The organism is Shewanella sp. ALD9, from assembly GCF_002836315.1.
GTDB lineage: Bacteria > Pseudomonadota > Gammaproteobacteria > Enterobacterales > Shewanellaceae > Shewanella.
Window position 1 is genome coordinate 269,514 of sequence record NZ_PJCD01000001.1, and the last position, 13,961, is coordinate 283,474.

General features: G+C 42.9%; 10 protein-coding genes. 5 read left to right on the forward strand and 5 right to left on the reverse strand.

Features of this window, described 5'->3' with window-relative positions:
• Positions 1–15: 15 nt before the first annotated feature.
• Complete coding sequence (hmpA, locus tag CXF88_RS01315) at positions 16–1,197, reverse strand: NO-inducible flavohemoprotein (RefSeq protein ID WP_101084990.1); 1,182 nt, start codon at positions 1,195–1,197, stop codon at positions 16–18.
• Between the two features lie 187 nt (positions 1,198–1,384).
• Here hmpA and norR point away from each other — a divergent pair, with 187 nt between their 5' ends.
• Together norR and CXF88_RS01325 are read left to right on the forward strand one after the other, a co-directional pair.
• The gene (gene norR, locus CXF88_RS01320) at positions 1,385–2,965 is read left to right on the forward strand and encodes a nitric oxide reductase transcriptional regulator NorR (protein WP_101084991.1); all 1,581 of its coding nucleotides are present in this window, start codon (positions 1,385–1,387) and stop codon (positions 2,963–2,965) included.
• 188 nt (positions 2,966–3,153) lie between these two features.
• Complete coding sequence (locus tag CXF88_RS01325) at positions 3,154–3,903, forward strand: DUF1499 domain-containing protein (RefSeq protein ID WP_242445077.1); 750 nt, start codon at positions 3,154–3,156, stop codon at positions 3,901–3,903.
• Positions 3,904–4,126: 223 nt separating this feature from the next.
• On the opposite strand, the gene CXF88_RS01330 is transcribed toward CXF88_RS01325, so the two are convergent.
• Both CXF88_RS01330 and CXF88_RS01335 read right to left on the reverse strand, forming a co-directional pair.
• Complete coding sequence (locus tag CXF88_RS01330; RefSeq protein ID WP_101084993.1) at positions 4,127–5,857, reverse strand: tannase/feruloyl esterase family alpha/beta hydrolase; 1,731 nt, start codon at positions 5,855–5,857, stop codon at positions 4,127–4,129.
• Positions 5,858–6,205: 348 nt separating this feature from the next.
• Entirely contained in the window at positions 6,206–6,931 is a 726-nt protein-coding gene (locus CXF88_RS01335; RefSeq protein WP_011639110.1) for a FadR/GntR family transcriptional regulator, read from the reverse strand.
• A 475-nt stretch (positions 6,932–7,406) separates the two neighbouring features.
• Between CXF88_RS01335 and CXF88_RS01340 the strand changes: the two genes are divergently transcribed.
• From CXF88_RS01340 to CXF88_RS01350, 3 genes are all read left to right on the forward strand, one after another.
• Positions 7,407–9,086 carry an FAD-binding protein gene (locus CXF88_RS01340; protein WP_011639109.1) on the forward strand — a complete coding sequence of 560 codons (1,680 nt, stop codon included), beginning with the start codon at positions 7,407–7,409 and terminating at the stop codon, positions 9,084–9,086.
• Positions 9,087–9,153: 67 nt separating this feature from the next.
• Entirely contained in the window at positions 9,154–9,510 is a 357-nt protein-coding gene (locus CXF88_RS01345; protein WP_011639108.1) for a cytochrome c3 family protein, read from the forward strand.
• Between the two features lie 65 nt (positions 9,511–9,575).
• The gene (locus CXF88_RS01350; protein WP_101084994.1) at positions 9,576–10,829 is read left to right on the forward strand and encodes an OprD family outer membrane porin; all 1,254 of its coding nucleotides are present in this window, start codon (positions 9,576–9,578) and stop codon (positions 10,827–10,829) included.
• A 201-nt stretch (positions 10,830–11,030) separates the two neighbouring features.
• Here CXF88_RS01350 and CXF88_RS01355 read toward each other — a convergent pair whose 3' ends face one another.
• Together CXF88_RS01355 and CXF88_RS01360 are read right to left on the reverse strand one after the other, a co-directional pair.
• A complete protein-coding gene (locus CXF88_RS01355) occupies positions 11,031–11,438 on the reverse strand; it encodes a VOC family protein (protein WP_101084995.1) in 408 nt (135 codons plus the stop codon).
• A 402-nt stretch (positions 11,439–11,840) separates the two neighbouring features.
• Positions 11,841–13,631: a flavocytochrome c gene (locus CXF88_RS01360; protein WP_101084996.1), complete on the reverse strand. Its 1,791-nt coding sequence runs from the start codon at positions 13,629–13,631 to the stop codon at positions 11,841–11,843.
• Between the last annotated feature and the right edge of the window lie 330 nt (positions 13,632–13,961).

Genomic DNA, 13,961 nt, shown 5'->3' on the forward strand with positions numbered 1-13,961 from the left:
TGGTTTGTTGGGCTATTAAGCGGTTAATGCTTCAGCTGGGCCGAAGAATTCATAATGAATTTGGCTTTCTGGTACACCTAAGCTGGTGGCGATGGCCAATGCTGCTTTCATAAAACCGGTAGGGCCAAGCAGGTAAAATTCTACATCGCGGTCTGCAGGGAGTTGCTCTGCAATGATTGATGCATCAATAAACCCAGTGGCATGAGGTTGGCAGTGTTGTTCTGGTTGGCTGTAAACATACAAAGGTTTGATGTGGTCATGTGTTGAGGCAAGTTGATCGACATGGTGTTTAAACGCATGGACATCACTATTTATGGCCGCATGAATAAAGCGAATATCGCGTCCTGAACCCGCTTCAGTATTGAGCATACTAATCGCAGGAGTAATACCGACACCGCCAGTCAATAATATTAACGGCTTGGTGTTTTTTCGTAAGATGAAATCGCCACTGGGTGCACGTAATTTCACTTTATCGCCTAACTGAATATTGTTATGTAAGTGATTTGAAACCACGCCATTAGGTTCACGCTTGACGCTAATTCTTAAGTAATCTTTGCCTGCCGCGTCAGATAGACTGTAGTTACGACGCATTGATACGCCGTCGATATCATCAAATACTAAGGTCAAAAATTGCCCAGCATCAAATTTTGGTAAGCCTTTATTATCAAAAGGTTGAAAGTAGAATGAGGTAATCACTGAGCTTTCATCTACACGTTTGACTAAAATAAAGTCACGCTCGCCACGCCAACCACCTTGTTGTTGCTCTTTAGCTGTATAAATTGATTCTTCCGCCGCAATCAATATGTTGGCTAATTGGCCGTAAGCCTTGGTCCAAGCATCAATCACTTCATCTGTTGCAGCATCACCGAGTACGGCTTTAATGGCTTGTATTAAACAACTGCCAACAGCGTCATATTGTTCAGGTAAAATGCCTAATGCAACATGCTTTTGAACGATTTGACTAACGGCATCACTTAAATTGCCCAATTCATCAATATTGGCACCGTAAGCAATAACCGCATTTGCCAGTGCTTTAGGCTGAGTGCCTTTGGCTTGGTTAGTTTGATTGAAAAATGGTAATACTTCTGGATGCTGTGCAAACAGTAATGGATAAAAATGGCTGGTGATGTCATTAGCGTAAATTTGCAGAGCCGGAACGGTGGCTTTAATAATTTGAACAGTTGCAGTGTCTAACATTAATGATTTCCTTCTAGGGAGTAAAATAGCGATAAGCTTCAATCAATTACCTTGTCTACCCATACATTGCACAGAACACGCCAATATTTATCTAGCTGATTTAGCAGGTATAATTTTCATAAGGGTTAATTTGACCTAGATCAATATATATGTCAAATTAACCTAAATTGGGTTAATTTGACATATTATGAATATTGTTCCCTTTATCGACATTGTAGAAGACTTAAATCGTGACCTGATAAAATCGGAACGATACTTACGACTGATTTTAGCGATTCAGCGCGCTATACCATGTGACGTAGTGGCCTTGTTGAAACTTAAACATGATCATTTAGTCCCTGTGGCTGTTGTAGGGCTAAAGCAACAAGCCCTCGCGAGACAGTTTTCGATCAACCACCATCCACGCTTACAGCAAATTTTAGCTAATCCACATATTACCCGCTTTGATGCCGACTCAACGCTGCCCGATCCCTACGACGGTTTAGTCGATGATGGCAGTGAACAATTGCACGTGCATGACTGTATGGGCAGTTCTATTTATATCGATGGTAAAGCGTGGGGCGTTTTAACTTTAGACGCCATGAAAGCAGGTAGCTTTGATGCGCTTAACCCAACCGAAACCCGCGCTTATATTGCCGCTGTGGCCGCTGCGATTAGTACCAGTGAACATATTGAAGCATTAGAAGTGCAAGTGGAACGTAATCATCAAGTGGCGCAGTGCATGTTAGCTACTGCTGGCCCGTCGAGTATTATTGGTAACAGTGTCGCAATTACGGATTTATTGTCAGAGATAAATACCGTTGCTGCCAGTGATCTATCAGTATTAATCACTGGCGAAACGGGTGTGGGTAAAGAGCTGGTTGCCAAAAGTATTCATCAGCAATCACGTCGCAGTGAGCAACCGCTAGTGCAAATTAACTGTGCTGCATTGCCAGAAAGCATTGTTGAAAGTGAACTCTTTGGCCATGTAAAAGGCGCGTATTCTGGTGCGGTAAGTGATCGTCGTGGCCGCTTTGAATTGGCCGATGGTGGGACGTTATTTTTAGACGAAGTGGGTGAGTTACCGCTTGCCGTGCAAGCTAAGTTGTTACGTGCGCTGCAAAATGGTGAAATTCAACGTGTCGGCAGCGATAATATCATCGTAGTGGATGTCAGAATTGTTGCCGCAACTAACCGTAATTTACAGTTAGAAGTAAAAGAAGGTCGCTTTAGGGCTGACTTATACCATCGCTTGAGTGTGTATCCTTTACCTGTGCCACCATTACGCGAGCGTGGTAAAGACGTTATTTTACTAGCAGGCTATTTTTTAGAAAAAAGCCAACATCAGCTTGGCGTCGCGAAACTAAGATTGCAACAAACAGCGATTGATCAGTTAACCCAATACCATTGGCCAGGCAATGTGCGCGAGTTAGAACATTTGCTCAGCCGTGCTGCGTTAAGGGCTATTAGCGAGCAAGGGCGTCATGCCAGTATTATTAGCATTAGCCGTGTTCATCTCGGTTCCGAGTTTGTTGTGAGCCATACAGTAGCACCAGCAATAGCCGAGGTTGATAATATCAGCGACAGTAATGCGGCAGCTGCATTATCGCAGGTGTTAACCCTTGGACTACGCGATTCTACCGATGAGTACCAACGACAAATAATACAAACGGTATTAGCGACGGAACGAGGTAATTTAGCCGCTGTCGCCAGAAGTTTACAGCTGGATAGAAGCAATTTAATTCGCACAATGCGTCGTTTAGGGCTTGATCCTAACGCGGCATATTAAGAATAATATCCAAAGAAGCCGTGACGTGAGCGGCTAATTGTCTCGTCTGAAGCCATCTCGTTCTGCAGTAATGACGATTTGAGATTAATTAGAATATATTTTGTTATTTCAGTAATATATTTCGAAAAATTCTGGTCTATATACTGAGTGAAGTTGGATTAATTAGAGTTTCCTAAAGGATTAATGTTATGCAAAAAGGTTATGTAGGTAATATTTCGTTGGTGGTTGCCATCGTCGCAGTCGCGATTGCGGCTTTGATGGTGTTTGGCTCGTCATTGGGATTGTGGGACCCAATTGTCGGCTTTATGGCCAGCCGTAATTACAATAACCTGTTGGGTTATTTAGTGGTCGTGGTTGCGGTGCTGGCATTAGTGACCTGCTTTACCATTAAGCAAGACAGTAACGCTAAAGGCAAAGGCATATTAACCTCTACAATAGCGCTATTACTGGGCTTAGCTATATTGTCGCCAAGCATTATGGCGTTGGTTATCGAACCAGTGAAATATCCACCTATTCACGATATTACTACCAACACTCAATCACCACCGCAGTTTGAGTTTTTAACTGACAGCCGAATTGGCGCTAAAAATAGTTTGGTTTATGGCGGAGAAGAGATTGCCGCACAACAACGACAAGCTTTCCCTAATATTCAGCCTATAGCGTCAGACTTATCGGTAGAAGCGGCTTATGAAAAAGCATTAACGGTCGCTAAAACCATGGGCTGGACCATTGTAGCTCAAGACCCAAAAACACTGCGCTTTGAAAGTACAGCAACAACGCCTTTTTTCAATTTTGCAGATGATGTCATTATCGTTGTTTCTACGCTAGAGCAAGGCAGTCGTATTGATTTACGCAGCGTTTCGCGGATAGGCATTGGCGATGCTGGTGTGAATGCAAAACGTATTCAAGAATTTAGTCAGCGGTTCTCTGAGTCTTGAATAAATTAAGTGGTGGGTTTTAACCAATAAAAAGGAGCATAAAATGCTCCTTTTTTGTTTACCTCTAAATGAAGCTGTGCCCAAAATGCACTCCAGTGATGGACATCTAGCGCCACAATCTAGCTCAACAATCTAGCGCCACAATCTAGCTCAACAATCTAGGTGCGCCATGATGTGGCCCTGTTGTCATTATTACTGCGGGGGCTTATTACTCAGCTGCTCATTATTTAGGCGTTACGCAGGTAAAGTTAGTAGCCTCTTCCATGTCGCCTGTGCCGCTATAGGTTGCCACTTTTGGGAAAGGACATAATGGCCTAGTGCGTGTCTTAGACCAGTTAGCAGGCAACTCAGTATTTTCAGAACGAACAGCAGCCTTTATGCTCTCAGGTGCTTGGCCTTGTTCAACCCACTCAACAAGCGAATCAAGCATGTCAAAGCGGTCTGTAGCGAGTCCGTTACCGCAATGGTTCATACCTGGGACTAAGTATAAGCGAGCAAACTCGTCGGCTTGATTTTCATTAACGTCCTGTAACCCTTTGTACCAATTAACCGTATCGTTAGGTGAAAATACCGCGTCAGAAGTCCCATGAACGACCATCATTTTTGCACCACGATCTCGTAATATCGTCAGATCTGTTGGGTTTGGTGGCGTCATGAACTCCATGCCAGACTCGGTGTAAGTGTCATTAATGTTATAAATACGCTCAACATCGGTATCCATATCGAGACTCATCACATATTCATATGAGCCGAACTCCGATGAATCGTACGGGGTTGGTGCGGTTGAGAATATAAATGCCAATGCGCCAGGGTCTCTCATCATTGCCATGAAAAACTCCCAGCCATAATAGTCACTAGTTCCCATACCAGCGTCATAAGGGAAGTCTGAATAAATGGCTTCATCTGTATTGCTATTATGTGGCCCAGACATAATGTTGGTCATTACTGACTTCTGCGCAGCAGTTAAACATGTGCCATCTCGGTCAGCAGAACAGGTTGGCACATCTCGATCTAAATCAAATGCATCTTGGCAACCGTAAGTATCTTGCACCATTCCGTCGCTTGCACCATCTAGTGCGTCACATTGCTGAGCGACTTTACTTGAAACGAGTGCAAACTCTTCTTGGGTGAAGCTACTTTGTAAAGAGGTGAGTACATTGTCGGCATCAACATTCACTAGGCTTGAGTATTGCTGAATACCATAAACTTGCGAAACAGCAGCTTTGGGTAGGTTGAAACCAGGGTTACCCACTAAGAAACCATCATATAAATCGGCATAACGTGTAGCGGCAACCATGGTATGGCGTCCACCGTTTGAGCAACCACCAAAGTAGGAGCGGTCAGGCTGTTTTCCATAGGCTGTTTCAATCAGAGATTTGGCCATTGGTGTGAGTTCGGCAACTGCATTGTAGCCATAATCTAAACGTGCTTGAGGATCCATCCCGAATAAGGGCGCAGGTGATGCGTGTCCGGTATCGGAACTGATGACCGCAAATCCTTTGTTTAGTGCGCCAGAATCTTTGCTTTCAGAAATAAGGAAGCGACCCACCGCTTTTTGCACAGAACCATCTAAGCCGCCATTGGCTTGATAATAAAAACGGCCATTCCAGTCAGAAGGTAAACGCATTTCAAAACCAATGGCATAGTCGGCATCTCCGCCCATTCCTATGCCAGTTCTTTCGTTCATTAGCCCTTTGATTAAACAATGTGAAGGAGATGGGTAGATTTCGCCTGCGGCATATTCTACGTCACCCGCAGGGATAAGTTCTGCACTAGTGATTGTAGTATCGGCATAATTAAACTCAGTTGTTAATGTGGCACAGCTAATAATACTCGCAGGTGTTGCGGCCTCAAGCTGTGGAACCGTTTTTGTGGGTGAGTCACTGTTGCAGCCGTAAAGGGCAATACACAAAGGTGCCAAAGCTAGGGGAACCCATAGATTTTCCGTTTTCATACTAATCCTTATTGTTTATACTCAAATGGTGATACGTCAAACGTATAACATATGATTTATTAGGTAAATACTGATAAGAATTTAATGAAGAAGAGGTCTCAGTTTCGAAATTGTTGGGAAATGGATCGCAGTAGGGGTTAAAAAACAGAAATTTACGCGGTTTGTGGCGAGAATAAATAGGCTGTTAGCAATGTGATAAGGTCATTTAGCTGACTAAGTTATATTGTTCGTGGGTTAAGTCATCATGTTGAAAACCTTGGTAGGATTGTGTTTGACTGTGGATATAAAAACAGGCTCATGAATAAACATGAACCTGCATATAATCAAGGCTGTATGATATAAAAAAAGCTATTTTTCAGTGTCTCTATAATCTTTTTCTACAACGTTAAGTCTTAGGGTAAATGCTTGTAAGTGTTCGCGCATTTCTGCCTCTGCTTGTTGTCCGTCTTGTGCAATAACGGCTTCAATAATACCGTCATGCAGGCCCGCAGGATGGACTTTGTCATGGCTAGGTTCAAATTTTGTAGTCGCATTACTGATAACTTGTAGCAATGATTTGACGATAGCAGCTAAAAAACGATTCCCTGACATGTCAGCTAAAATATAATGCACTTTTTGACGTAAATAAACGGTATCAGGATAGTCTAATATGTGTTCTTCATTGCGTGAGGCTTCACGCAATTTTTCTGCCATTTCTGGTGTGCAGTTTTGCGCTGCTAATTTTGCGACCATAGGTTCAATTTGTAATCGTGCCTCGCAGACTTCGGCGAATGACATTTTTTCCATGATGAACAATTCCTGACACACATTAGTCAGTCGTTCAAATGTCATCAGTTTTACGAAAGCACCACCCATCGCACCTTGTTTAATTTCTACAAGGCCACTCGCTTCAAGTCCTTTAATTGCTTCTCGCACAACGGTGCGGCTTATTTGAAACAGCTCAATAAGTTCTCGTTCGGATGGTAGTTTATCGCCAGCTACATATTTACCTTCAAAAATAGCATTCTTTAGCTGGTTTCCAATTTCATCGGAAGCCTTCATGTGTTTGACAGGGGTAAAGTTAACCAAGTTCATTGTCCTACGTTTGTTCTTGCCTATATTCTATCATGCTCATACATATGCTTAATAGTTTTGCTGATGAAATATCCATGTTTCTACGCCCCTATTTATGCGTCACGATGACTTATAAGTGTGTGACTTAACTCCGATTATTCGCTTTTCTGTTGATATTCATCCTGAATTTACGTCACCGTCGATGCGATTTGTAATGTTTTTGTTAGAAAGTCACAAAATTCATTTTTTTTGAGATCTACTCCATAGATGTAATAACTATCCCTTTATGAGTAATGTCATATGTCATACATTTAACGTATCGAATTTGGGGTTAATATTTAACCATTATCATATTAAGACTTTTCCCCACTTTCTGAGCGAGCCCTACTTTTGATGCAAGTAGAACACAGTAGCTCTATACGGTTATGAGCGGGTCCAATATCGCAGTAAATGATGTTGTATCCATTGTGACGGTGGGGGCAAAAGGAGTATGACAATGAGTAATAATGATTCAAACAAGCCGGAAGCAATCGATCAATACACCGCGAATGTCCTGCAAAATGGTATTTCACGACGTAGCTTTTTAACTCGTGCTGCAGTGGGTACTGGCGCAGTTGCATTTACCGGCCTAAGTGGCGGAATGGCTTCTGCTGCAACAGATGAAGCTTGCCAAAACGCAGCTAAAAGTTCAGATGGCGGCGCAACGTTAGAGTTTATGCCTAAGCCGAAACCGATTTCTGACAGACTGATCGCATCGACACAAACGTTCGATGTGGTTGTGGTTGGTGCTGGTGCTTCTGGTGTTCCTGCTGCGTTATCTGCGGCAGAAAACGGCGCTAAAGTTGCAGTATTGCAAAAACAAGCGATTGTAGTGTCTCAAGGTAACACGGGTTCTGGTATTGATTTGGCCAACAGCGACAAGGCTGCCGTTGAAGCAATGGTAAACCGTCTTATGGGTGACAGCGCTCACCGTTGTCACCCAGAACTTGTAAGAGAATGGGCGTATAACTCTGGTGAGGCGGTTTCTTGGGTGATTGATCGTGCTAAAAAAGGTGGCGCGCAAATCGTAGACCAAGGCACAAAAGTGCAACATGGTATTCATGGTGTCACTGAACATAAACTCAACTTTGTTACCTCATTTTGTGGCCCTAAGCCATATACCACCGGTGACGGCATGCGTGATTTGGCTAAAGTGGCTGAAAAAGCGGGTGTTAAATTCTTCTTCAACATGCCTGCACAGCAACTTATCCAAGATGTATCTGGCAAAGTTATCGGTGTTATTGCCAAAGACCGTGATGGTAAGTATCACAAATACCTAGCCAAAAAAGGTGTGATTTTATCGTCTGGTGATTACCAGAATAACGAAGCGATGTGTAATTTTTTCATTCCTGATTTAAAGCATTTCGAACGCAAGCAAATGGATCGTACTGGCGATGGTTTCTCTATGGCGTACTGGGCGGGTGGCGTAATTGAACCTATTGGCCATACCAAAATGTTACACGATTTTGATGCAGGTCCTGCTTCAATGTGTGATATGCCATTCCTTGCTGTTAACCGTAAAGGTAATCGTTTTGTCAATGAAACTGTTGAAATGTCATTGATGAATAACTACCTACGTGATGCAGAAAATGCGGGTAATTACTCTCAGGTCTTCGATTCAAATTACATGACTCAAGCTAAAGACTGGCCTGGAAAACTGTACTCACCTGAAGAAATGAAAATCTATATGCCTGAAGATCCAGCGCCTAAGATCGGCGTGTATGCATCTCAGACAAATACCTACTCAGCCAATACTTTGGAAGAGCTTGCAGTAAAACTTGAATGTGACCCTAAAACCTTCGTTGCCAATATTAAGCGTTATAACGAGCTTTGCAAAACAGGTAAAGATGACGATTTTGGTAAGCCTTCAGCAAAAATGCTTCCCATTGTTAAAGCTCCTTTCTATGGCATTCATCGCCGCATGCGTATCTCAACCCTTTGTTCAGGAATGCTAGTCGATAAAAATCATCAAGCACTTGATGCTGATGGCAAAAAAATTGGCGGTTTATTCGTTATCGGTAACTTAGGTGGCGGCTTCTATGGTGGCGTTGATTACCCACTGACTGTATTCGGATTGTCACTAGGGCGTTGTTATACGTTTGGCTATTTAGCCGGTAAGTACGTGGCCAAGCTATAGGGCGTAAAGACAGTTAAATGGATGCCCGACGTTTGGCACCTTCCCCAATGAATAATGGAATAACACAATGAAGAAATTAACACTGCGCAACACCTTGCTTTGTCTTGCATTGAGCTTTTTCGCAAGTACTGCAATGGCTGACAATACTACCTTATTGGATCAAACTCATGCGGCTAAAGGACTTAAATGTGCTAGCTGCCATGGTAAAGCTGAAACGCGTGAGCCTGTGACTATGTCTAAGTGCGTGACATGCCACAACACTAAAAAGCTAGCCGCTAAAACCAAGGATGTTAAGCCAACAAACCCACATGAAAATCGCCATTTTGGCACCGAAACCGACTGCGTTAAATGTCACAACGTACACCAAAAGTCAGAAAACTACTGTGGTAGCTGCCACCTTCGTTTTGACTTTGTTGTGCCATAAGTCGGCCATTTGGCACCTTAATATCTCGACCACAAGAAAAGTTAACAATAATTAGGATGAGAAAAATGATGATGAAAACAAAACTACTGCCTTTGGTTGTTGCATGTCTCGCTGCAAGTCCAGCTTTTGCGGCTGACCCAATAGGCAATTTATTTAATGATGGTACTGTAAATGGTCAATTTCAATTATTTGACTTCCAACGTAATTTTGATGGAGATAGCACAGACAGACGCGATACCTCATTCGGTGGACTTTTTTACCTGCGCTCTGGTGAGGCTAACGGCATAAGCTTTGGCAGTTCATTTGCTTCAGCTAACCCAATTTGGGATGCAAACGATGATGGTCTGTACGGACTTGTTGGTGGAGGAGCACCAGGCTCTGTGGTAGAACGTACATCAGTTAACCGTTTACAAGAATACTTTGTTAGCGGTAATTGGTATGACACCAAAATAGTCGTTGGTGCTCAAGAGTTACGCACTCCTATGATGAACCCGTTCCCATTAAGAGCAATCCCGTTCACTTACCGTGGTGCCAGTATTAAAAATACCTCAATTGAGAACTTGGGCGTATCAGCACTGTATATCACTGACTACATGGGTTGGACTAACGAAGAGTTTGCTAGTGTGGCTGATGGTATCCGAGGTGAATTTGCACGTAAGGGCGTTTTCATCGATGTTGAAGACAACCCTATTTACGCTTTAGGTTTAGATTACAATCTACCGTTAGAGTCGGTAAAAGCTAAAACCAGCTTGTGGTACTACTCAATGGAAGATGTGTACAACCAGTATCATGTTAAATTAGATATGAGCGGTGAAATGGGTGCCGCCAACTGGTATTTCATTCCGTCTTATTTAAAACAAGACTCTACAGGTCTACTAGACCAAAGCGCTGCACAATTCGACACTTACCAAGCAGGCTTCCATTTAGGGATGAAATGGAACGGATTTGATGCCACATTTAAGTATGTGACCACTGGCGATGGCGACGTAGTGGCTCCATTTGGCGATGAAAAAGTGATCATTCAACAAGTGGTTCAGTCATCACGTGCTAACGAAGACGGCTACGGTGCTCAACTCGCTTATAATTTTTCACCCGACTCAGCACTAAGCGGCGTTAGCACCTATGTTAACTGGGCTAGCTATGAAATTGATGGCGACTCAAGCAAAGACATCGACGAAACCGACTTTTCAGTGGTGTACGACCTGGCTAAATACGTCGACGGCCTGAGTGTACGCGCACGTCACGCCATAGTTAACTACTCAACTGGCGACGACTTAACTGACACTCGTTTTTACGTCTATTATAAATTTGCTTTGTAATAGTGCTACAGCACATATACCGGCTCTGAAATAGAGTGACGGTTTTGATTAAGCCAGTTGGATATTCCAACTGGCTTTTTTATGTTAGTTAGCTTGCAGTATGTGTGGTTTAGTTAGTCAGCATAAAATGAAAAACGCTTTTCCCTATGTGTCGGAATCAAATGTTTGGTTAGGATTTGGCTAGTTTTGTGGATTAATTATCTATATTGGCTGCTTATCGTTTAACTGCAGTAAGTCCCAAAGATTGCCGTACAGATCTTCAAAAACCGCAACTGTGCCGTAGTCTTGCTCTTGAGGTGGGCGCACAAATTTAATCCCATCGAGTTGCATGCGGTTATAGTCGCGCCAAAAATCGTCGGTATTCAAAAAAAGAAAAACCCGTCCGCCGGCTTGGTTACCAATAAAATCATGCTGCTCCGGTTTAGATGCACGAGCTAGCAACAACGACACTCCGTTTGACCCAGGAGGCGACACCACAACCCAGCGTTTGTCTTGTTCTGCTTGATAGGTGTCTTCAATTAAATCAAACTTCAATTTATTAACATAAAAATTAATGGCTTCATCGTAATCATTCACCACTAGCGCGATGTGAACTATAGACTGTTTCATTATTATCCTTTGATAGCTTTGTAAATTAGCGAGTGAATTAGCCATTGAGTTAGCTAGTGAGTTAATGCAAATTTACTGTGCCGTCGATTATGCATTAATTAACCAGAACTCGGGATAATAAACGCCTCGCAAACAGCCTTTTTCCTTGCTAACTGCGTTATTTTTTACATGAGAAGACTTGCAATAGGCCAGCTATTGACGGGTTAATTCGTTTTGTTAGTAAAACAAATGACAAGTTTGAGAGTGGTTAATGGCTAAGCTTAATATCTTTATCATTCTATTCTCATCTCTTACCCCTAGTTCATGTTAATTTGATAGGTATGGAGATATTGACGCATAAAAAAAGCCACAGCAATGAACTGTGGCTTACTGATACTAGCGAGTCAGTGAATTCTAAATCGATTAGTTCTTTTTAGAATATTTTGCAGCTTCTTCACCCGCTAAGCGACCGAAGGTGATGATGTCTGAAATGGCATTACCACCTAAGCGGTTAGCACCATGAACACCGCCAGTAACCTCACCAGCACCATACAAGCCTGGGATAACCTGCTTCTTAGCATTCATGACTTCAGCTTTAGTGTCGATCATCACGCCACCCATAGTGTGGTGAACACCAGGTGTAACTTCAATTGCATAGTAGTTACCTTCGTTAAGTGCGCGCGGTAGGTTTGGACGCTCAAAATCAGTGTCTTTACCGCTACTCACTAAGCTGTTGTAACGCGCAACGGTTTCAGTAAGTGCTTTGCCGTCAATACCTTCCATTTTACCTAATTTAACTAGGCTATCTGCCGTTGGTGCAACACCTAAACCAATATACTTATCAATTTTTGACAGTGATTTACGCACAGAATCATCAAAAATCAAATAAGCTGATTTACCGGTTTGCGCTAAAATAGCGGCAGACGCTTTATCACGAGTAGTAATTTCGTTAACGAAACGCTTACCTTCACGGTTAACCAAAATCGCACCATTACCACGTACCGCTTCAGTGACCATTACGCCACCTTTAACAGATAGTGTTGGGTGAGCTTGGATATATTTCATGTCTTTCAATGCGCCACCCGCATTTTCTGCCACATCCAGTCCATCACCTACTGCACCGGGTTGGTTAGTAGAGATAAAGCCTTTTAGCGAAGGATCGAGTTTAGCGACACGTTCGTTATTTTTAGCAAAACCACCCGTTGCTAAGATTACCGCATCGGCTTTCACCCAGTAGTAACCTTTGTACATACCCTTAACCAGAATACCTTTAACAGTGCCTTTATCATCTTTAAGCACTTCAATGCCGCGAGTGTTCATGCGTAAGTCGATATTACGTTTCACTGCATTATCATAAAGTACTTGAACGACATGGGCACCAACACCAGCACCACCAGTTGGACGGTGTGCACGGTTAACAGATGCGCCACCCATCATGCCAACATCGGTTAAATCGGCACCCATCGCGGTCAGCCAATCAACAGAGCCTTTAGAGTGCGAAGTTAACACTTCAACCAATGCAGGATCGTTTATGTTTTGGCCACCTTTCATGGTGTCTTCGAACATTAACTCAGGGCTATCAGTAATTTTTTTAGCTTTTTGTTGATCAGTCCAAGCAGCGTTCATGCCACCTGCAGCCAACTTAGCATTACCGCCAATAACAGGCTCTTTCTCTATAAGAATGACTTTAGCACCACTGTCTGTTGCAGATATTGCAGCAGAGAAACCTGCGCCGCCAGAACCGACAACCACTACGTCAACAGTGTCGTGTGGGGCGCTAGCAAGAGCCGCCTGACGTTCTGATTTATCTTTGGCCAATTCAGCAATAGTCGGTTCGTCACGTAGCCATTTTTTAGCATAAGGCATGTTGAAATCGAAGCTGTGGCAAGAGTCACAGTACACCATCGATTTTTCGTGTGCGCTGTGGCATGAGGTACAAGCTACTTCGCCAGGGAAATGGGAAGCATGAGCATTATAATGTTCATGTTTTGTGGTTTCAGCTACTTCAGCAAGTGTGCCATGGCAAGATACACATTGGGCATTTTCATAGGTTAAGCTGTCATTTGACAGTTCACCATCTGGTGTATGACAGCTATCACACTCTTGGTTTTGTACATGGAATTCAGCTAAGTTATCAGCGGCAACAGCATTGCCCATTAGGCCTGCTGTGCCCATTAATGTAGCAATACAGACTGCAAGATTGATCTTTTTCATTTTTGCTCCCCCTTCTATACGTAATGACGGTTTATTCATTAACGATAGAAGCCTCTTATTGTTTTAGTTAGGCTGAAGTGAAACTGACTTCACTTCACTTTAAAAATACGGTCCAAATTAGCATCGAGTTGATCAGCTATTATTTTCGCTCAATGTAATCTTTGCCTAAGGGGGCGCAATCAACAACCAGATAACCAGAATAGAGGGCAGAAATGACAACTCAATCACAAGCCTAAAAATGCGCTATGCAAACATGCATAGCTATAAAGGGGTATATGCAATTTTGCATAGCTTATGTAGAGGTAGATCACATCGAGTTAACATCATAAG

Bases quoted from the DNA above. Each gene is read 5' to 3' on its own strand.
- hmpA (WP_101084990.1), bottom strand. From the start codon at position 1,197: ATGTTAGACACTGCAACTGTTCAAATTATTAAAGCCACCGTTCCGGCT.
- CXF88_RS01340 (WP_011639109.1), top strand. From the start codon at position 7,407: ATGAGTAATAATGATTCAAACAAGCCGGAAGCAATCGATCAATACACC.
- CXF88_RS01335 (WP_011639110.1), bottom strand. From the start codon at position 6,931: ATGAACTTGGTTAACTTTACCCCTGTCAAACACATGAAGGCTTCCGAT.
- norR (WP_101084991.1), top strand. From the start codon at position 1,385: ATGAATATTGTTCCCTTTATCGACATTGTAGAAGACTTAAATCGTGAC.
- CXF88_RS01355 (WP_101084995.1), bottom strand. From the start codon at position 11,438: ATGAAACAGTCTATAGTTCACATCGCGCTAGTGGTGAATGATTACGAT.
- CXF88_RS01345 (WP_011639108.1), top strand. From the start codon at position 9,154: ATGAAGAAATTAACACTGCGCAACACCTTGCTTTGTCTTGCATTGAGC.
- CXF88_RS01350 (WP_101084994.1), top strand. From the start codon at position 9,576: ATGATGATGAAAACAAAACTACTGCCTTTGGTTGTTGCATGTCTCGCT.
- CXF88_RS01330 (WP_101084993.1), bottom strand. From the start codon at position 5,857: ATGAAAACGGAAAATCTATGGGTTCCCCTAGCTTTGGCACCTTTGTGT.
- CXF88_RS01360 (WP_101084996.1), bottom strand. From the start codon at position 13,631: ATGAAAAAGATCAATCTTGCAGTCTGTATTGCTACATTAATGGGCACA.
- CXF88_RS01325 (WP_242445077.1), top strand. From the start codon at position 3,154: ATGCAAAAAGGTTATGTAGGTAATATTTCGTTGGTGGTTGCCATCGTC.